This window comes from Chitinophaga sp. Ak27 (assembly GCF_012726295.1).
Classification (GTDB): domain Bacteria; phylum Bacteroidota; class Bacteroidia; order Chitinophagales; family Chitinophagaceae; genus Chitinophaga.
In genome coordinates this window covers 675,021-695,115 of record NZ_JABAOB010000001.1, presented here as the reverse complement: position 1 = coordinate 695,115, position 20,095 = coordinate 675,021, and the positions used below count along the sequence as shown (strand labels likewise).

The following is a 20,095-nucleotide window of genomic DNA, read 5'->3' as shown; positions in this document are numbered from 1 at the left end:
AAATGAATCAATGATGAAGAAGCTATATATACTTTGCTGCATCATATGCATGTTGTTATGCATACGCGTGCAGGCACAGGAAACCAGCGGTCGCCTGGATGGGCGTATCGTTGACGGGAAAGGGCTGCCGGTACCAGGAGTTACGGTGCAGGCCATACATACGCCCACAGGCACCCGTTACGGCACGGTTGCCGGTAACGACGGCCGCTATCACCTGGCAGGCATGCGGGTAGGAGGTCCGTATACTGTACTGGCATCTATGATGGGAATGGGTACGCAAAGCCGTGAAGGCATTATGATCCGCCTGGGAGAACCTCTGCAGTTGTCCATTGTGCTGGAAGACAGTAAGCAGCAATTGTCGGAAGTGGTAGTGAAAGGCAGCAAGACCGCCAAAGCCAACACTTATGGCGCCGGCCAGAACATAGGCAGCACCCAGTTACACAATATGCCTACGGTAAACCGCAGCATTACCGACATGACACGCCTGGTGCCACAGGCATCTAAAGACAACTCTTTTGGTGGAACCAACTTCCGGTATAACAACGTTACCCTGGATGGAGCGATTAATAACGATGCTATCGGCTTTAGTCCCTCTACCGGCGGTATTACCGGTACTTCCGGTATGCCCGGCTCCAGCACGCATAGTAACCCGGTATCTATGGATGCCATTGAAGACATGCAGGTATACCTGGCGCCCTTCGATGTAAAAATTGGCAATTTTACCGGCGGCAGTATCAACGCGGTAACCCGTAGCGGTACTAACCAGTTCACCGGCTCTGTGTACGCCTATGGTCGGAATGCCGCTCTTACCGGCAAGGATAAAGTAGGTACGCTCGGCAAAATGAACAGCGATTTTTATGACTATCAGTCCGGCGTAAGACTGGGTTTCCCCATTGTAAAGGATAAGCTGTTCTTCTTCACCAATGAAGAGGTAACCGGCCGCCGCGATCCGGCGCAACTGCTGGTGGGACAGGCAGAAACCGCCCAGATCCTGAGTGTAAAGGATGAACAGGATATCCGCAATGCCACCCTGCAACGCTACGGTAAAGCATTTGATCCCGGTACCGGCGGAAGCTACAATGCCAGCACCCATTCGCAGAAGTTCTTCAACCGCCTGGACTGGAACATTAACGCCATCCACCAGTTGTCGTTACGCAATAATACCATCTTGTCGGATGCCATGATTATGGACCGGGACCAGGCGGATTTTAGATTTACCAGCATGGCATATAAGCAAACCAATAACCAGACTTCTACCGTAGCAGAATTGAAATCACGTTTCAGTCAGCAGCTGGCCAATAGTTTACTGGTGGGTTATACGGTAGTCAATGACCGACGTGATCCGCAGTCCGACCCTAACCTGCCGCAGGTGCAGATCATGGGGCGTACGCCTGGTACTACCATTTACCTCGGCACCGACCGCGAAGCCGCCATCTTTAACATGCAGCAACGTACCTGGGAAATTACAGACAACCTCACCTTGTATAAAGGCAAACATACTTTCCTCTTCGGTACACACAACGAAATTTACCATATCAACTATGGCTTTGTAAACAGCTGGAATGGCCGTGTAGACTACCTGGGCATAGATGATTATCTCAACAATAATCCGTGGAGAGCAAGAGGTAACTACAACTATACCAACAATAGCCGGGATTACATCCTGTCACACCCCGAGTCCTTTAACCTGGGGATGCTGAGCGCTTATGCCCAGGATGAAGTTCAGCTGACAGATAAGCTGAAGATTACGCCGGGTATACGGGCGGATTATACGTTGTTGCCGACAAAGCCTATCCTGAGCGAGAAAACACAAACGGCTATACAGGATGCCTTCCTGGGTAACACGTACTACTATACGCCGTTGAATGCTATCCGCAACAACTACTTCAATAAAATACAGATTTCACCGAGACTGGGATTCCGTTACGACTGGCTGGGTGATCAAAGCCTGATCCTGCGGGGTGGTATTGGTATGTTTACCGGCCGTATCCCGTTGGCGTGGCTGGCATATGCCTACTATAACAACGGCGATACCTATGGTTCATTTGACCAGAAAGCAGACCAGCAAGCTTTCGTAAAAGGTACCGACCCGCTGAAAACAGGCAAGAATGGAATCGCAGATTTTATTGGCCAGAACGGGGCTGTTCTCAATAATAAAAATTCAGGTAAAACACAAGTGGATGTGGTAGACAACAACTTTGTAATGCCTAAGGTATTACGTACCAGCCTGGCAGTAGACTATACCACCTTTAATGGCTATAAGTTTACGTTGGAGGGCATGTATACCAAAAGCCTGAAGGATGTGATGTTCCGGCAGGTAAATATCAAAGATGATCCCCGCTATTATGGCTATGATGCAGGTATACAGCAACCGATATATAGCGGCGGTATAGATCCGCGTTTTGCCAATGCTTATGAGTTGAGCAATACCAACAAAGGCTATCGTTACAGTATTACCGGCAGTGTGGGCCGTAACTTCAACAATGGACTGAATGCAGGGGTATCTTATACCTACGGTACCTCTAAAGATGTGTCTAATGGTATCCGCAACTCCATGGAAAGTAACTGGCAGCTGAACCAGGCCCTGAATCCAAATAATCCGGACCTGGCCTATTCTAACTTTGACATCCGTCACCGTATCGTGGTACATGCTGATTATCGTAAAGCATGGAGTACAAAATGGATCAGCAGTTTTTCGCTATTCGTCAGTGCCCAATCTGGTTCACCGTTTACCTACGGTATCGTGAACAACAGCATCCAGGGATTACCACAGCAGGTAAGCCTGGTTTATATACCGCAGGCGGATGATGCCATTCATTTCTTCCAGGATTATACCAATACTGCCGGAACCCAGGTGAGTGCTGCCGCACAGGCAGATGCCTTTAACCGGTATGTGGACGGCAACCCGTATTTGCGGAGTCGCCGTGGTAGCTTTACCGAACGTAATATGGGACGTACGCCCTGGAATACACAGGCTGACTTCCATTTCGGACAGGAGTATCATTTTTCGGAGCATCCCCGTAGCAGCTATCTCACCTTTACCCTGGATATTATGAACCTGACTAACCTGTTGAATAAAGATTGGGGAAGAGCCTATTTCTCTCCCAATACTTTCAACTCTACCGCCAGTGTGGGGTTGACGCCGGTATATCCGGGCAGGCAAAGCAGGGAGAATTACCCGGTATATACTTTCGGGGACCCTGGAAAGCCTTATGCTACGGACTTCTTCGGTTCCCGTTATCAGCTGCAGCTGGGTATGAGATATTCATTTTAGGTGTTACATCAAATAAAAGCAATGAAACAATATTTATATGTGCTAGCAGCTATGTTGTTCTTACTGGCGGCCTGCAAAAAAAATCGTGATGAAATGGTGCTGCCATTGTCGATCAGCGGATTCCTTCCCAGCAGTGGAAATCCCGGTACAGTCGTCACTATCCGGGGTACTGGTTTTGGTGCTGGTATCGGCGGCAATACGGTGTCTTTTAATGGCGTCAGCGCTACGGTTGTCAGTGTGAGTGATACGGTGTTAATTGTACAGGCGCCTGAAAAAGGAAGTACCGGTCCGTTGACTATTACTGCCGGTAATCACACGGCGACCGGCGCCGTATATACGTACCAGGCGTTGAGCATTCACCAGGTGTCGCCCGCGAATGGACCGGAAGGCACCAATATTTATATTTCCGGCGCGGGCTTCAGCAGCCTGGCAGGGCCGGCAGCAGTATCGATTAACGGTCACCCCGCTATTGTATCGAACTCAAATGATACTTTGTTGACGGCCATTGTGCCGGCAGGCGCGGGGAGTGGTGCAGTGGAGGTAACGGTCAACAATACCCATGCCACCGGCCCGGTATTTACTTTCCAGTCGATCGCCAAAATAAAACCGGCTACCGGTGGCGCCGGTACGCTGGTTACCATCAACGGAACAGGCTTCAATACCACTGCAGCCAACAACGTAGTGGCATTCAACGGCCTCCCTGCAACAGTGGTAAACGCTTCTGAAACTGTGCTGCAGGTATTGGTACCGGCACAGGCAAAAGCCGGACCTGTATCCGTTACCATTAATGGACAGAAAACTGCAGGCCCGGTGTTTACGCCGGTGCCGCCACCTGCCATTCGTACCATAGCGCCGTTGAGCGGTCCCGTAGGAAGTATCATCACGATTACCGGCGATAACTTCAGCAGCCTTAGCGATGAGGACACCGTTTTACTCAATGGTAAACCGCTGACGATTATGAGCGCTACCAGCCAGCAATTGACGTTGACGGTGCCGGTTACAGCTACTACCGGTATATTGAGAATAGCGGTCAACGGCCAGGCTATCAATGGGCCGCAGTATACGGTGCAGGCGCTGGGTATCACCCAACTCCTGCCAGACAATGGCTTGGATGGATCCGTAATTATAATGAAAGGAACCGGGTTTGATAAAATAGCTACCAACAACCGCGTATCTATTAACGGGCTGGAGGTGACCGTCACCGCTGCCACTGACACTACGTTAACGGTAACTATGCCTGCCGGTTTCACCACCGGCTCGCTCAACGTAAGTACGGGCAGCTTGTCTGCCACTGGACCCTTATTCCGCAGAGCCGGTGTCAGTCTCTTCTATAAAGGTGCTATGGCATCCGGTAATGTAAGAGGAGTGGTGGTAGACAGCAAGGGCAATGTGTTTACGGCCGGCGACGGGCATATTGGTAAAATTACCCCGGATGGCACTGGCAGCCTGTTTGCCGGTGGCGACGACAGGGGGAATACTGATGGTACAGGCATTAATGCACGGTTCTTTGCTATCTCTGGTATGGCTATCGATGCACAGGACAACCTATATGTGAGTGATGCATTTAACAATAATATCCGCAAGATAACGCCTGCTGGTAAGGTGAGCACCTTCTATGCCGGACTGGACTTCCAGCCAAAATACCTCGCCATCGATGCCACTGGTAATTTATATGCAGGCTCGGATTATAACGGCGTTTTCAAGATAACCGCCAATGGTGCGCAGATAGCGCAGGTGGCCAGGAATGGTATTGCTTCCCAGTTTAGCTGGTATAACGGTTACCTATATATGTCGAACGTAGATGGAGCTATAGAACTGCGACTGAACATAGCTACGGGAGAGAATCTCGTATTCGCCGGCGCGTTTTACCAGAGCGACTATATCGATGGTCCGAAAGGGATAGGCAGGTTAAACGGACCGGCCGCATCAACGTATGACCCGGTATCCGGCCTACTCTATATCGTAGACAGTTATAATTATTCCATCAGGACCATTAATCCGAACGACGGCACCATCGGCACCATTACCGGCGCAGAAGGAAGTTATCAGCCTTTCCGTAGCGGTAATAAAAACGGAACGCTGAAGGAAGCGCTGCTGAGCCCTACCAGCGGCTCACCATTAGCAGTAGATAAAGCCGGCAATATTTACCTGGTAGAAGAAAACCTGGGACAGATCAGGAAAGTTACCCTTAGATAGTCAATCAACACAACGCTAAAACAACAACTGGTCCGCAGATGCTGGTATCTGCGGACCAGTTGTTGTTTTGTAGGGTTGATTACCGGTGAAAATTCACTGAACAAAATCCTGATGAAGCTACCTGTTGCAGTTAGCGATTACAGTCAGCGGTCCATGTTCTGCCATTCCTGGTAAATCCAATTACCAGTTTATCTTTATTGATAGTGATTAGTCCGGTACCATCAGATCCAACGCTGGTTAAGGTATTAGCATCTTTTTTTTCAAACTGTACACCGGTGAGGTCTGGAATGCCATCAGAAAAACGGAAATCATAACGGGTATCTACCTTGGTAACGAAGACGCTGCCGTTCGCCTGACTAATATTTTTTTCATTATCGATGTAGCCGACTTTTCCCCTGAAGGTACCTGCAAAAATATCTGTATCTGCCGGGTCAGTATTTTTACTGCATGATGCAAGTGCGATGGCGGCTAAGAGTAGTATCCCAACAATTTTAAGCATAGATTTCATAAATTAAAATTTATGGTTACAGAATAATAGTCTGTACCAGAAATACAATTAGCATACCAGAAGCGGGTTGTGAAACTATTTTCCTGATCACACTCATCCTTTGAAAAAGCCCTTTTTACGCTATAGTGCGGGCTTACATGGCTATTTTGGGCGCCTTATTATTTCACAAGCAGACTGTAGTGAAAGCACATGCATTAATTATCAGGAACGTGCCTGGTTTTAATGAGCAAGGCTTTTTTATATTAAAGAATTATTCCTATATTTATTGAAGCCCTGTTGCTTGCTTTATTAATTAATAGCAGGCACTAATAGCCAAATGCTCTGCTCCGCATTCCACCTGCACAGCAAGCCCCAGCAATTTATATAACAACATCACTTTTTGTTTACGTTGATGTAAATATTTACATGCTTCCAGGGGCATATAACTTTTATATCTATACGAAATAAAAAGCGGTTTTTACTGCCGGCCATTTGATGGTCTGGCAAAGAGAGTATTATTTTTAGCGGAGCCAGGTTTGCAGCATATCCGCTAATGGTAAGCTATTGAATTAACCCGATACCCAACATCTTTATCCATTTATTTTTTAATCAATCAATTCTTACAGATGAAAACTTCTAATTTGCTGATGACCGGAGTAATGTGCCTTGCCTTGTTCTCTTGTCGAAAAAATGAAAACGCTCAAACAGGTACCATTTCAAACGAGAAAAATCCTGTGGCTGCAGTACCAAGATCTGAAATCAATCGCTTTATCCGTGAAAAATTAGCTGATAGCGGATACTTTAAATGGGAGATGGCAGGCAATGATATTGCCTGGAGCGCCCTGGTACAGGGAGATAGCATCCTCTCAGTAGGTTATCAACCGGCAGATTTCAATGATCTCTCTCATAATATTCATGCTATTGATCTTAATAGCACCAACTGGAGGGAAGCAAAACAGCAGGTAATTAACCTGATCCTGGAGAATGAAAGAAAGGACAATCCTGCTTTGACAGAAAGGGAAGTAGTGTTGTTATCCCATACCAGGCTGCCGAGTATCAATGTAAAAGTTAGCCGCATGGCTACCTTAAAATCATTGAGGAACGCTAAGTTGGTACGATATGCCGAACCTATTGGCTATGGGGCTTATATGGCGGGCAAGGTTGCTGACGGCAAGGCAGGAGTGGAATCTACGCTGCTGAATTTTGGATGTGGCAGTAATACTGCTGAACCAGGCCTGGTGGCAGGCGCCGACTACACAAACATTACACCGGGGACAAAGCAATCCTGGAATTATGCTTATCATAATATTCCGCAGGCCTGGACAAAATCTACCGGCAGTGGCGTAAAGGTAATGATCATTGACACCGGTGTGAGTGCCGATCAGCCGAATTTTGGCAGTTTGTTTAACCAGGGATCTTCTTCGGGCAGAACTATTCAGAAACTGGTAACTTACCCGGGAGGTACGCCTGATGATCTTTGCGGCCATGGCACCAGCATGGCAGGTGCTTTGGCGGCTCCCAGAGGTACCAGTGGCAGCGCGGCAGGCATTGCCTATAATAGTAACCTGGTAACAGTGCATGCTGCTGAAAATGTGGTGATCCTGTCACCCGAGACTGTAACCGGTGTAACTAATGCATATGTCCTGGCTGGTGACGATCCGGATGTAAAGATTATCAGCATGAGTTTGGGCACCATCATCGATGTGAGTGTGATCATAGATGCTATTCGTTATGCCTATAACAAACAGAAGTTGATCTTCTGTGCAGCGGGCACTTCTAATAGTTTTTTCGGAAGTTTTATAGGTGTTATTTTTCCCGCAAATCAGCCGGAAGTATATGCAGTCACCGGTATGAAGGATAACCTTACGGACCGTTGCGGCAATTGTCATGTGGGAAGCAAGGTAGCGTTTACCGTGGTAATGGAAAAGGCCTCCAATGGCCACCTGGCGCTTTCTACGGCTATGACGGGCAATGATCCTTCTACCGTTGGAGGTTCCTCTGTAGCCACCGCCAGTTGTGCAGGTATTGCTGCTTTGGTGTGGAGCAAATATCCGTCGTATCCAAAAGACAGTATTGTGGCACGTATGATCAGGGCAGCCAGTTTGAGCCAGCATAAAAGTAGTCAGTTTGGTTGGGGGAATGTGGACGCCAGCTTAGCGGTAGGTCAGTAGAAAAATCAGCTACATAGAAGAGAGGTATCGAAAGTAATTTTATCCGATTTTTATTCGGACCCTGGTGAAAGGAAATTTCGTTTACGGAATTTTTCTCCGTCAAATTACTTTTGATACCTCCTTTTTATTAATGTGCTATGCCTAAGGTAATAAGGATTCCAAATGATTTATAATAATCAATTTCTTTCTTTTAGAAATTTATTCTACATTTATAAAGAACTACTATCCAGGCCCTGCTGCCCGTAATATTACAGAACCAATAGCAAGTACGAGAAATAAGAACAGGCAGCCGGCAGATATGAAAAATTCTGATGAATCCCTCAAATACGTGACCAGAAAATGTTTACACACATCGAAAAGGAAGTCTCCCTGCTTCTTTATTCCTATGACGGCTGCTCTGCAGGCCAATACCTCGCAATACCCGGCATGACCGGTGTTCAGCAACCACGGTATACTATTATACAATTTGAAGTCACGGATGCCTAGCTATGCGTAGGCTTTCCGGAAAGATGTCATGTGGCGGCACAGTGCCGGCGGGTATGCTATGCCCACAGGTATATGAATAATTAGCAGCCCATATACGATGACCCTATTTAAGGGGCCGCGTTACAGCGGTCTTCTCTCCTGTATATACTAAAATTTAAATTGCATTTTATGGAAAAGACAACAGCTGGTCTGGACAATTTTATTGCCATTTCAGTACCACTCACCGGTTATTCCAGGGTAGCGCTACTCGCTACGGGGATGGCTGCCGACTATTACCATGCCGTACGCCGTATTATCGGTGATGACCGGATGAACGATTTCCTCTCAGTGGCGGCAGATATCCTGCAGTATACTCATGGCAAAGCCCCCGCACAGGAACGGGAAATCAGGCAGCAGTTGCTGGCCAGTTTGCTGTATGGGCCTATTACCCGCAATATTATCCAGCTATGGTACTGGGGCGCCTGGCTTCCCTTGCCTGACGCCTGGATCGCCAAATATGGTAAAGGCGTCAAAGGCAATGAAAATCATTTTATCTCCCCTGCAGCCTACCAACAGGGATTGATATGGCAGGTAATGGGAAGTCACCCGGAAGGTGCCAAACAACCTGGTTTTGGCTCCTGGAGTATTGCCCCTTTGTCATGATAACAATTACGACTATGCGAAGTTACCTCATCCTGTAAAAATCCTCAGAAATGGAAAACAAAGAATATGATGTAGTCATTGTAGGCTCCGGGATTGCCGGGGCTATTGTAGCTAAAACGCTTACCCAGGCCGGTAAACAGGTGCTGCTGCTGGAAGCCGGGCTGGAAGCTGGTATGGCATTCGACGCTGATGGCGCCTATAAGAATTACCAGGAATACCTCCGTTCTTACTACCTGGCCCTGGCTAAAGTGCCCAATGCCCCTTATCCTGATGTAAAAGATGCGGAGTCGCCCAATGTGCTGGACATGACCCAGATCAACGGGAAGCCGGATACCAAGGGATATTTTGTGCAAAATGGTCCCCTGCCTTTTGCCAGCGACTATGCCCGCGCGGCTGGAGGTACCACCTTGCATTGGCTGGGTACCTGCCTGCGGATGCTACCCAACGATTTTAAAATGCATTCCAGGTACGGACAGGCGGTCGACTGGCCCATCGACTATGAATACCTGAAGCCTTATTACGAAATGGCAGAGCGGGAGATAGGCGTGTCATGCGATGTGCAGGAACAGCAATACCCTAATATGGGCGGCGATTTTTTCGGGAAAGATTATGTGTTTCCCATGTATAAAATTCCACAGAGCTATATCGACAAACATTTTATAGAAGGGCTCAATGGTCTCAAAGTATCGCTGAACGGTGATGTATATGTACCCTGGTGTACCAGCACTCCACAAGGCAGAAATTCTACGCCCAATGAAAAATACCGCTATGCGGGCACCGGATGGAATGCTACCAAACAAAAACTGGAATTGCAGCCTTTCCCCAAGAGGAGCGAGGTATATGAGCCGGTAGGCGCTATCTGGGATCCTTATGCCGGGCAGCGTTGCGAAGGCAATGCCAGCTGCGTACCCATCTGCCCCGTGCAGGCAAAATACAATGCGCTGAAAACACTGAAGAGCGCCAAAAAAGAACATCTCACCCTGATGAGTCAAACCGTAGCTACTGAAATCCAGATCGACTCCACTACAGGCAATATCACGGGGGTGGCTTATAAGCAATACCCACAGGCCGATAGCAAGGAATATGTAAGCGGGGTAGCCAAAGGAAAGATCTATGTGCTGGCAGCCAACGCCATTGAGAATGCCAAATTACTGCTGGCCTCCGACGCCTGCAAAACCAGCGACCAGGTAGGCCGTAATCTCATGGACCATATGGTGCTGCTCACCTGGGGACTAATGAAAGAAAAGGTATTCCCTTTCCGCGGTCCGGGATCTACTACCAACATCCCTACTTTCCGTGATGGCGATTTCCGTAAACAGCATGCCGCCTGGATATCACCGATCGATAACTGGGGCTGGGGCTGGCCTACCGGCTCACCTGATACAGACCTGGATCATGCCGTATCTACACTCAACCTGTTTGGCAATGACCTGAAAAATTACCTGGGTGATTTATTGTCGCGGCAACTGCTGCTGCATTTCGAATGTGAGCAGCTACCCGAAAAAAGCAACCGGGTAACTATCAGCAAAAAATACCTGGACAATATCGGCAACTACCGCCCGGTGATCGACTATAACGTGTCTGATTATACGAAAAAAGCTTTTAAAGCTTCCAAAAGCGTATCGGATCAGATTTTCGCCGGTATGGGCGTACAGGATTTTACCAGCTACCCGTCTAATGAACCGGATTATACCACCTATGAAGGACAAGGGTATGTTTTCCGCGGTGCAGGACATGTGGTAGGTACGCATTGCATGGGTACTACGGCTAAAAATTCGGTAGTGAATCGTGATCAGCAGGCCTGGGATCATAAAAACCTGTTCCTGGTAGGGGCCGGAAATATGGCTACGCTGGGAACTTCCAATCCCACGCTCACCCTGGCTGCTCTGTCGTTTGCTGCCGCAGAAAATGTATTGAAAGCGCTTAAATAATCATTCATTTAATCCATCCCACATATGGAAACGAATCAACTGATATCCGGCATTCGCCACCGTCTGGTGCGAAGCGGAGAACCCACGCTGACAGATTTTAACAAGATCACTACGCTGGATAGCCTGCGTAAACATTTACAGGTAGCTATTGAGCTGGAACATTCTACCATTCCGCCCTACCTGTTTGCCTTGTATTCCATCCGGGAAAATACCAACGAGGTAGCCTCCAGGATCATAAAAGGAGTAGTGATGGAAGAGATGCTGCACATGATATTGGCTTGCAATATCCTGAATGCTGTGGACGGGCGTCCGGATATTTCGCATCCCGGCTTCATCCCGGAATATCCTACCTACCTGCCTCATAGCAACCAGTCGTTTGAAGTAAACCTGCAAAAATTTTCCAAGCCGGCTATTGAAACTTTCCTGAAGATAGAAAAGCCCAGCGGGAAAGGCGCTCCGCCGGAAGCAGACCGTTATGCTTCTATCGGGCAGTTCTACGAAGCTATCCTGGATGGTATGGAACGGCTGCAGGCAAAAGGAAATATTTTCACCGGGAAAGCATCGCGGCAAATTACCCCCGAACAGTTTTATGGCGGTGGCGGAGGAGTAGTGGTGGTACACGACCTGGCTTCTGCCCACGAAGCCATTGCCGAAATAGTAGGGCAGGGCGAAGGCATTGATGGTACTATAGAAGACAGCGATCATCTGTTATTCGGAGAAGAGGTAGAGTATGCCCACTATTTTCGCTTCAATGAAATTCATGAAGAGCGCTACTACCGGCCAACAGATACGCCCAAAAGCGGTCCTACCGGGGCAAAGCTGCCCGTAGCCTGGGACCAGGTATATCCTGTCAAAGAAAATATCAAGATGAAAGATTTCAAGAAGGGCACGGAAGAATGGGGCAGGATGTACCAGTTTAATAAAAGTTATTGCGATATGCTGCGGGCTTTACACGATACGGTAAATGGTGATAAGGACAAATTAAGAGAAGCGGTTATCATGATGTACGACCTGAAGTACCAGGCATTGGGATTGATGAATATACCTATGGGCAATGGGTTACATGCAGCGCCCAGTTTTGAGTATGTGAAATAACAACCCCTTTTTCCTTCTACTAAAACAAATTATCACATGCCATCATTTGCAATTCCCCGGTCTGAATGTGAAGAACCCCAATGCTGCGCTGCGGGAGGTATTAGCCAACCAGCAGATAGGCAAGGTAACTACCTTTGTATTGGATTCTTCCGGCTTACTGAATATTCTTTTTACACAGCAGCATGTGACGCCCAATAAATTCAGTGCCGTATTCTGGGTGGAAGAAGTTGTTTACGGTATTTTTCAACAATGCCGGGGCGTGTGCCCCGGCATTGTTATACTTTATGGTTTGTTCAAACATCCCCAATAGAAAGTCGCGGAATTTTGCTTAAGTTCAGGGCGGATTTAAAAACTATACTATGCTCCAACGACTCTGTTACTGCCTGCTGCTAATGATCAGCCTGCCGGCCCTGGCTCAGAAAACCGCTGAAAACCTTCATTTTACCAGCAGCAAACAACAGCTGATCGCGGTATATAAAGGCACTATTTTCGTAAATGGCAACAAAACCTACCAGTTGTCGCCCGATAAAATCGTATATAACAGCCGGCGTAACCGTCTTATTGAAGACGGCGGAAATGTGTTCCTGTTCCTGGAAGTGACCGCTGCTCCCAATAAAAACAGGTTGATTGTATTCGGTATCAACAACTCCATTGCCGATTCTCTGCTCAGCGCAGTAGCTTCCGATGTAAAAGACTATGACCACGATGGGCAGCTGGAGTTTGGCGGCAGCGAAGCGCCAAAGGCACATCCTTCGGCAGATTCTATCTACTATCTCCCTTCCCGGTTTTATGAAATAAAGAAAGGAAGAATCAATGTAGATGCCGAGTATACAGAGAAGATAGATAAGAAAGTAAATGGCGTATACCTGGCAGATCCGTTAGATAGCAACGGTAACTGTTGTAAAGCCATTCCTAGAACCAAAGGTCGCCCCAAATAATCACGCAAAGGCGGAAAGCAGCAAAGCAGCAAAGGGAGTAAGTTTTATACTTCTTTGCTGCTTTGCTGCTTTCCACCTTTGCCTGCTTCATTCCTCGTCTTTGCGTGCTTTATTTTCTACTGAACAGCGCCGCGTACATTTTCCCTGACCGGAATACGGAGGGGCGTTCATTTATTTTAACCGCGTTACCAAAGCCTTGCTGCCGGAACAGCTGTGCCAGCTCTTTAAAAGGAACAGGATAAGGTACCCATGTATTGGCGGAAGATGTATCGTATTCGACTACGAGGAAAACACCATTGGGCTGAAGATGAGATTGTACTTGCCGGATAAAAGCGGCTTTATCAGCCACATAGTGAAGGGAGTTAGCCATCAGGAGGCCATCCAGGTGTTGAACAGGCAGCAGCGTTGTTACAAAATCCAGTTGCCCGGTGCGAATGTTTACCCCTGGAGGGTTGGGTAAAGACTGTAACCTCACTGGCACTTTATCATAGGCGTACACGGTACTGTTGCTGCCCAGCAAATGCGCCAGTGCATAGGTAAATAAGCCGCTGCCGGCGCCTAGGTCTGCCCATATCTGGTGGGGACTCCTGTTGAAATAAGGGTGATTAATCAGTGAAATAGCGTCGCTCAGCTCCATAGGGTGTAAATATACACGACAACCGGAAATTTTCATGAATAGAGGGATGCGCGCTTTATCCCGTTTTATAAGTGAAAACCAATATCCTCATAATTGACTACAGTGTCCTTAAACGGAAACCCATGCATTTTAGCACAGGCAAGCGAAGCCATATAACGTGGCCCCCTATACGGCATAACAGATTAACGCAAATTTCGATGGCACTTCAACAGCCCGGTAAATAGTACTTTATCGGAAAGGGCGGTAATAAGACATATGTTGTCTCTGTTTCACCGGCCGCCGGACGATTGTCCGGCGGCCATTTTTTACTGTGGAGATCATCTTACATCCAGGCGGCAATGAAATTTCTTATACTCCATGGGTGTTTTACCGGTGATCAGTTTAAACATGTTAATGAAGTGGGAGAGGGTGTTATAGCCGCATTCATAGCAGATTTCACTGATGCTGGCATCTGATTCTATCAGCAGGTTACAGGCATGACCTATCCTGAGTTCCGTGATAAAGCGTACATAGGTAATGCCTTTCTGTATTTTAAAATACCGGCAGAAGGAAGTGCTGGTCATGTGCATGATGGCGGCTGCTTCTTCCAGGCTGACTTTATTTTTAAAATGGGTGAGGGTATATTCCATCACTGCCTTTAGCCGTTCATTTTCATGGTGACCGGTGTTAGCCGGTATACTTTGAGTAGATAGCAACCGGTAGTCGCCGCTGTCGGCAATCAGGAAAAGGATTTGCAGCAGCGACAGCAAGCGGCTACCGGGCGATTGCTCGGGCAGCTCTTCCATCATGCGGGCTACTTTGGTGGCAGTGGGTGCTTCTACTTTCAGGCCCAGTCGCGAAAGCGATAACAGGTGTGTGAGCTTCCGCATTTCCGGTAAAGCAGTGAGCATCGGTGTAATATCCTGCTTGAATAAGGCTACTACGGCTTCCCCGGAAACATCTTTCTGTTCGCATACAAATGTTTCCTCATGGCGGAAAGCGTGGGGAAGGTTAGCGCCAATCAGCACCACATCCCCGCTTGCAAAAGGACCGATATAGTCGCCTATCAGCCAGGTGCCGGAGCTTTTCTTAATGTACAGCAGCTCCAGTTCAGGATGATAATGCCAGTTATTGCGCATTTTTTCCCCGATATCCCTTCTCACGGTGAAGGAACACTCGGGGGAGGTAGATACATTTTTTAATACTGCTTTCATACACGTGGTGGATTAAGACAGTCATCAGATAGCGCTAAAATAGTTGTTTTCTGTCATCATTCCTTATTTACAGGGTCACCATCGCTTTAACCACTTTGGTGGCCGGATCGGCCAACGAGGGGAACGTATCTTTTATTGCCATAAAATCGATGTGATGGGTGATATAGGCTGCCGGGTTGACGAGTCCCTGTTGAATAGACCTGATCACATGCTCAAAATCGGCCCGGGTGGCATTCCTGCTGCAAAGCAGGGTAGTTTCCCGTTTATGCAGTTCCGGGTTGGAGAAGCTCAGGACTTCCTTTTGCAGGCCTACCAGTACGTAGCGGCCTCCATGCGCCAGGTAATAGATGCCATTATTCATGGCTTGCAGGTTGCCTGTGGCATCCATGACTACCGTGGGCATATCGCCCCCGGTGATGGCTTTTACTTGTTCCCTGGCATCGGCATCGCGGGCGTTGACTGCAAAAGGGATCTGGAACCTGGAGGTGCAATATTCCAGGCGTTCGGCATTTACATCCAGCGCGATTACCTGTGCGCCGGCAATACGGGCAAACTCCATGGCGGCGAGGCCTATTGGCCCTGCGCCGGTCACCAGCACATATTCGCCGGGTTGTATGGCTGCCCGCCTCACGGCATGGGCGCCAATTGCCAGCGGTTCTACCAGTGCCAGCGCTTCGTAGCTCAGTCCCTCGCCATGCAGCAGCGATGCAGAAGGAATGGAAATATATTCCTTCATCCCCCCGTCGCTATGTACGCCAAACACATTGATTTGCTCGCAGCAGTTGGGAAGTCCCCGGCGACAGGCAATACAGGTGCCGCAGCTGAAGTAGGGAATGAAGGTAACGGCCTCACCTTCCCGGAAACCAGGTGCATTGTCAAAGGCCACCAGCTCCCCGGATAATTCATGTCCCAGTACGCGGGGATATTGAAAGAAAGGCTGGGTGCCTTCAAAGGCATGGAGATCTGTGCCACAGATGCCTATCCGTTTAATTTTGATAATGGCATGGCCCGGTGTTAATACAGGTAAGTCCGTGCGTGCATAGGTCAGATGACCGGGAGAAGAACAGATCAGTTCGTACATCATATCGTTGTCTTATTTCAGGCTGATTTTCAGGCCGGTAACGGTCCAGGAGGGGAGTTGTGCCGGCATATCTATCACCAGTGCATCTGCTTCCACTTTCCATTTCAGCGGTTCCTTACTACCCAGCAGTTGTATAGCTGTAATTTTTTTATGATTCAGGTTGGCGTTGCTGCCTAATGCTTTAATCCGTACAGCCCTGGCGGGCTTGTCGAGGATATACGCGTAAAGGTAGTTGTTGCGCGTGGTAAACCGGATATCTTCGGCGGTATATTTTATTTTGTCTTCGTTAAAATTGCCTGCTTTGACAGTGGCCGTGTTGCCGGATTTCTCTCCGAAAACTTTCCAGGGGCGGCTACCATAGATACCTTCTCCGTTTACAGCCATCCATTGGCCTATTTCATCCAGGGTATGCAGGATATCGGGTTCCAGGTCGCCTTCCGGTGTTTGCACGATATTGATCAGCAGGTTCCCGTTTTTGCTGACGATATCGGCGAGCATGCGCAGGATATCGGTAGCCGATTTATAATGCTGCCCGGTACGGTAGTACCAGTCGCCGATAGAGGTATCTGTTTGCCAGGGGAAGGGGCTGATACTATCCTGTACGCCTCTTTCCAGGTCCTGCGCCCACTTGCCATCAGACGGTTGCTTACAATTGTATACGGCTGTCGCCTTGCCTTTATGGTATTGCAGGTTGTCGTTGTAAAAGTTGGCCAGCATACTGCGCCCGGTATCTCCAAAGGGTAGCTGGCTATCGGAATAGAGCAGGTCCGGATGATAGGTTTCTACCAGTTCTTTTACATCGTCGTACCATACTTTCATCCAGGCGGGGTTGGTGGTGAGCCAGCCATTGTCGTTGTCGGCGGCGCGGGTATGATACAGCGAGGCATAGGCAGTGTCATTGCCATCGTAGGGAACGTCTTTGTACTGGCCGGCTTTATCGGCGCGATGGCTGGGCTGGAACCAGGTGTAGCTGGCGGCCAGGTGTTCAGATACGCCGAAATAAAGTCCCTCTTTTTTGGCCGCCTTTTGCCAGAGTCCCACTACATCTTTTTTCGGGCCCATTTTTACGGCGTTCCAGGGGTGGATGCGCGAGTTCCATAGGAAGAAGTTGTCGTGGTGACTGCCCATGCTCACGAAGTACCGCGCCCCGGTTTTTTTATAGAGTGCCATTAATTTTTCCGGGTCCCATTTTTCTGCTTTCCATAATGGGATGATATCCTTGTAACCAAATTTGGATGGATGCCCGTAATGTGCCACGTGGTATTGGTAGTCGGCGCTGCCTTCTTCATACATTTGGCGGGCGTACCAGTCGCCCATACGAGGTACGGCCTGTGGTCCCCAGTGTGCCCAGATACCAAACTTGGCATCACGAAACCAATCGGGGTACTTGTATTGTTGAAGGGATGCATCGGTAGGTTGATAAGGGCCTTTTGTAACGGGTAGTTGCTGTGCCACTGCTGCCTGGGTCATGGCAATGGCCAGGGTAGCCGCATACAGGGTGTGTTTGATAAATGGTCCGGTCATAGTAGCAGTGTTGTTTAAAATCAATGTCCGTCAAAAATAAGATGATCACTTCCCGCGCTGGTCGACAATTTTATCTGGTTGATAGTGTATTTTGTCTTTTTACCAGGGGGCAAATCCCCTGTAATATTTTGCCGGAAGATGATAACCGTTTTATTTACATTTATTGTTTTGGCCGGCCAGCGGGCTGGTTGACTGATATTTTTATGTGCATCACAGATGCTATTTGAATGATTTTTGATCAATTGCTAAAAAATAGCTACATTGACAGTACTAATAAAAGTTTTAGCCAGCTATTATTAAGACCAAAATCAGTTTTGCTGTAAAAGATCCACGCATGCCTGCAATGAGAGATGCTCGTTTTGACGAAGCGGCTTTATGGAAGCGATTTAAAGCTGGTGACAAAGCTGCCTTTACCTTCATTTACCGGGAATATACCGTGTACTTGTTTCAATATGGTTTTAGGTTTTGTACCGACCAGGAGAAACTAAAAGACATGATCCATGATCTTTTTATAGAAATATGGAATAGCCGGGATCACGTGAGTGAAGATGTGGCCATACGGTTTTATTTGTGCCGAAGTCTTAAGTATAAATTGATCAGGGCTAATTACCAGTACCGGAGTATCGCCGGCAAGCAAGACCAATACCTGCACGATCATATTCAGCCGGAAGCGACGGTAGAAGAGCAAATCATTGATTCGGAAACAAAGGATTCACGCAGCCAGTTGCTGAACAACGCCATTAAAAAGTTATCCCGGCGTCAGCAGGAAATTATTATGCTCCGATTTTATATGGGTTTTACCAATGCCCAGATAGCTGAAATGATGCATATGAAATACCAGTCTGTCAGCAACCTCCTTTACAATGCGCTGGGACGGATTAAAGAAACCCTGGAAACCACTCCTTTTGCCCGGCGTTTGCTGAAAACCTTTTATTTCTTTCTATAAACGGCCTTTATTTCTTCTTTGCCATCCCTATGAATGTCCTTTATGGAGGGGCGTTTCAAAGAAAAGTTAAAAAAACTTTATTTTTTTTGAGTATAAAAACAAAGCTTTTGTCATTTATGATAAAAGGGCAGTTTTATTGCCGTTTAAATCATCGTTGCATGAAGTATTTTGGAGAGGATACCTGGGAATTTATACAGGACGACCATTTTGTTCAATGGGTATTGTTTCCCGATGCGGCCAATACCGCACGGTGGGAACAATGGATGGCAGACCATCCCGAGCGGGTGCCTGTGCTGGAAAAAGCCCGGACAATGGTGCAGACTTTGGGTAAAACTGTTCCCCACAAAGTAGACCGCCGTTTACTGGACGAAATATATGCCTCTCTTGATCAATACCTAGACAAGGAAGTGCCTTCGCCTGCGCCAACTACCGCCAGGATAGCTTCCCTGCGTAAATGGTGGTGGGCGGCAGCAGCTGTAATAGCGGGTGGTATCGCGATGGTATCCATCTCCCGGAAATCCGCCACTAAAGAAAACCTGCTGGCCGATAAACTGCAAAGCCATATGGAACAGCAGCAGCTGGTGCGGGTTAATACCAGTACTACCGACCAGGTAGCGTGGCTGACAGACGGCTCCTCTGTTATATTAAAAACAGGCGCCACCATCAAGCACGACGCCTTTCTTACCCAATCTAAAAGAGAAGTATACCTGAAAGGAAATGCTTTTTTTGATATCGCTAAAGATGCGGAACGGCCATTTTATGTATATACGCCCAAAGTAGCCATCCGCGTACTGGGCACCAGCTTTAATGTATCGGAAGAAAGTGGTAGCCTCACGGTTACCGTAAAGACAGGAAAAATTGCCGTGTGCAGCATGACTGATAAGCAGCACAGTTATATTATTACACCCGGTCATCAATTGCGGTTCGATGCCCGCACTGCTGCCTTTGTAGCCGATTCGCTGAACAGCGAGCAGCTGGCGGCCCTCCAGCCGGCGGCGGAAATACCCGCTTTTGCGTTCGATAATGCACCGGTCCTCAGCATTTTTAAAGCACTGGAAAGCGCCTACAGTATTAAGATTAATGCCAGCGAGGAAACGTTTGGCAAGTGCCTTATTACCACCACTATCAGGAATGAAACGTTTGAAAATAAGTTAAAGATTATCTGCGCGGCTATCAACGCCAGTTACGCTATCAGGGACGGCCAGGTATTTATTACCGGCAAACCCTGTAACTAACCGTATTGTTCATTTATAAATCGCTTGTTATTCACTTGTAAATCACTTGTAATTCTCGAAAAACGAACCCAATGTTTACATAATGTATCAACCAAAAAAGAAAGTGGCGATGCGCTAACATCGCCACCCGGGTAATTTTTCCTGTAATGTCTGGACAACTGCACAGGAAATGAATTGTCGTACTAATCGATTTTATTAATCACAACAAAACATTTGAAGTTATGCACAAATTTGCAAACTCCAACAGGACTGTCATATT

At 47.8% G+C, this 20,095-nt stretch carries 16 protein-coding genes; 11 read left to right on the top strand and 5 right to left on the bottom strand.

Going from position 1 to position 20,095, the window contains the following annotated elements:
* Nucleotides 1-10 precede the first annotated feature (10 nt).
* Nucleotides 11-3,274 carry a carboxypeptidase regulatory-like domain-containing protein gene (locus HGH90_RS02705; RefSeq protein WP_168763467.1) on the top strand — a complete coding sequence of 1,088 codons (3,264 nt, stop codon included), beginning with the start codon at nt 11-13 and terminating at the stop codon, nt 3,272-3,274.
* A gap of 21 nt (nt 3,275-3,295) precedes the next feature.
* A complete protein-coding gene (locus HGH90_RS02700; RefSeq protein ID WP_168763466.1) occupies nt 3,296-5,470 on the top strand; it encodes an IPT/TIG domain-containing protein in 2,175 nt (724 codons plus the stop codon).
* A gap of 130 nt (nt 5,471-5,600) precedes the next feature.
* Here the strand turns inward: HGH90_RS02700 and HGH90_RS02695 are convergent, their stop codons facing one another.
* A complete protein-coding gene (locus HGH90_RS02695) occupies nt 5,601-5,978 on the bottom strand; it encodes a hypothetical protein (RefSeq protein ID WP_169190332.1) in 378 nt (125 codons plus the stop codon).
* 605 nt (nt 5,979-6,583) lie between these two features.
* Here HGH90_RS02695 and HGH90_RS02690 point away from each other — a divergent pair.
* From HGH90_RS02690 to HGH90_RS02660, 7 genes are all read left to right on the top strand, one after another.
* Entirely contained in the window at nt 6,584-8,128 is a 1,545-nt protein-coding gene (locus tag HGH90_RS02690; protein WP_211172573.1) for a S8 family peptidase, read from the top strand.
* Nucleotides 8,129-8,467: 339 nt separating this feature from the next.
* Nucleotides 8,468-8,614, top strand: coding sequence for a hypothetical protein (locus tag HGH90_RS02685; RefSeq protein ID WP_168763464.1), 147 nt, complete (start codon nt 8,468-8,470; stop codon nt 8,612-8,614).
* 168 nt (nt 8,615-8,782) lie between these two features.
* Nucleotides 8,783-9,256, top strand: coding sequence for a hypothetical protein (locus HGH90_RS02680; protein WP_169190331.1), 474 nt, complete (start codon nt 8,783-8,785; stop codon nt 9,254-9,256).
* A gap of 50 nt (nt 9,257-9,306) precedes the next feature.
* A complete protein-coding gene (locus HGH90_RS02675) occupies nt 9,307-11,187 on the top strand; it encodes a GMC family oxidoreductase (protein WP_169190330.1) in 1,881 nt (626 codons plus the stop codon).
* Between the two features lie 24 nt (nt 11,188-11,211).
* Complete coding sequence (locus HGH90_RS02670) at nt 11,212-12,282, top strand: ferritin-like domain-containing protein (protein ID WP_168763461.1); 1,071 nt, start codon at nt 11,212-11,214, stop codon at nt 12,280-12,282.
* Nucleotides 12,283-12,328: 46 nt separating this feature from the next.
* Nucleotides 12,329-12,592, top strand: coding sequence for a hypothetical protein (locus HGH90_RS02665; protein WP_169190329.1), 264 nt, complete (start codon nt 12,329-12,331; stop codon nt 12,590-12,592).
* A 49-nt stretch (nt 12,593-12,641) separates the two neighbouring features.
* Nucleotides 12,642-13,220: a hypothetical protein gene (locus tag HGH90_RS02660; protein WP_168763459.1), complete on the top strand. Its 579-nt coding sequence runs from the start codon at nt 12,642-12,644 to the stop codon at nt 13,218-13,220.
* A gap of 109 nt (nt 13,221-13,329) precedes the next feature.
* On the opposite strand, the gene HGH90_RS02655 is transcribed toward HGH90_RS02660, so the two are convergent.
* The 4 genes from HGH90_RS02655 to HGH90_RS02640 form a co-directional block, all read right to left on the bottom strand.
* The gene (locus HGH90_RS02655) at nt 13,330-13,857 is read right to left on the bottom strand and encodes a class I SAM-dependent methyltransferase (RefSeq protein ID WP_168763458.1); all 528 of its coding nucleotides are present in this window, start codon (nt 13,855-13,857) and stop codon (nt 13,330-13,332) included.
* Between the two features lie 317 nt (nt 13,858-14,174).
* Nucleotides 14,175-15,050, bottom strand: coding sequence for an AraC family transcriptional regulator (locus tag HGH90_RS02650; RefSeq protein ID WP_168763457.1), 876 nt, complete (start codon nt 15,048-15,050; stop codon nt 14,175-14,177).
* 67 nt (nt 15,051-15,117) lie between these two features.
* Complete coding sequence (locus HGH90_RS02645) at nt 15,118-16,134, bottom strand: zinc-binding alcohol dehydrogenase family protein (protein WP_248276960.1); 1,017 nt, start codon at nt 16,132-16,134, stop codon at nt 15,118-15,120.
* Nucleotides 16,135-16,143: 9 nt separating this feature from the next.
* Nucleotides 16,144-17,655 carry an alpha-L-fucosidase gene (locus HGH90_RS02640; protein ID WP_211092931.1) on the bottom strand — a complete coding sequence of 504 codons (1,512 nt, stop codon included), beginning with the start codon at nt 17,653-17,655 and terminating at the stop codon, nt 16,144-16,146.
* A gap of 334 nt (nt 17,656-17,989) precedes the next feature.
* Here HGH90_RS02640 and HGH90_RS02635 point away from each other — a divergent pair, with 334 nt between their 5' ends.
* Together HGH90_RS02635 and HGH90_RS02630 are read left to right on the top strand one after the other, a co-directional pair.
* A complete protein-coding gene (locus HGH90_RS02635) occupies nt 17,990-18,601 on the top strand; it encodes an RNA polymerase sigma factor (protein ID WP_168763456.1) in 612 nt (203 codons plus the stop codon).
* 158 nt (nt 18,602-18,759) lie between these two features.
* Entirely contained in the window at nt 18,760-19,836 is a 1,077-nt protein-coding gene (locus tag HGH90_RS02630; protein ID WP_168763455.1) for a FecR family protein, read from the top strand.
* The last annotated feature ends 259 nt before the right edge of the window (nt 19,837-20,095 follow it).

Bases quoted from the DNA above. Each gene is read 5' to 3' on its own strand.
- HGH90_RS02660 (WP_168763459.1), top strand. From the start codon at position 12,642: ATGCTCCAACGACTCTGTTACTGCCTGCTGCTAATGATCAGCCTGCCG.
- HGH90_RS02630 (WP_168763455.1), top strand. From the start codon at position 18,760: ATGAAGTATTTTGGAGAGGATACCTGGGAATTTATACAGGACGACCAT.
- HGH90_RS02700 (WP_168763466.1), top strand. From the start codon at position 3,296: ATGAAACAATATTTATATGTGCTAGCAGCTATGTTGTTCTTACTGGCG.
- HGH90_RS02690 (WP_211172573.1), top strand. From the start codon at position 6,584: ATGAAAACTTCTAATTTGCTGATGACCGGAGTAATGTGCCTTGCCTTG.
- HGH90_RS02705 (WP_168763467.1), top strand. From the start codon at position 11: ATGATGAAGAAGCTATATATACTTTGCTGCATCATATGCATGTTGTTA.
- HGH90_RS02685 (WP_168763464.1), top strand. From the start codon at position 8,468: ATGTTTACACACATCGAAAAGGAAGTCTCCCTGCTTCTTTATTCCTAT.
- HGH90_RS02640 (WP_211092931.1), bottom strand. From the start codon at position 17,655: ATGACCGGACCATTTATCAAACACACCCTGTATGCGGCTACCCTGGCC.
- HGH90_RS02670 (WP_168763461.1), top strand. From the start codon at position 11,212: ATGGAAACGAATCAACTGATATCCGGCATTCGCCACCGTCTGGTGCGA.
- HGH90_RS02655 (WP_168763458.1), bottom strand. From the start codon at position 13,857: ATGGAGCTGAGCGACGCTATTTCACTGATTAATCACCCTTATTTCAAC.
- HGH90_RS02675 (WP_169190330.1), top strand. From the start codon at position 9,307: ATGGAAAACAAAGAATATGATGTAGTCATTGTAGGCTCCGGGATTGCC.
- HGH90_RS02695 (WP_169190332.1), bottom strand. From the start codon at position 5,978: ATGAAATCTATGCTTAAAATTGTTGGGATACTACTCTTAGCCGCCATC.
- HGH90_RS02645 (WP_248276960.1), bottom strand. From the start codon at position 16,134: ATGATGTACGAACTGATCTGTTCTTCTCCCGGTCATCTGACCTATGCA.
- HGH90_RS02650 (WP_168763457.1), bottom strand. From the start codon at position 15,050: ATGAAAGCAGTATTAAAAAATGTATCTACCTCCCCCGAGTGTTCCTTC.
- HGH90_RS02680 (WP_169190331.1), top strand. From the start codon at position 8,783: ATGGAAAAGACAACAGCTGGTCTGGACAATTTTATTGCCATTTCAGTA.
- HGH90_RS02635 (WP_168763456.1), top strand. From the start codon at position 17,990: ATGCCTGCAATGAGAGATGCTCGTTTTGACGAAGCGGCTTTATGGAAG.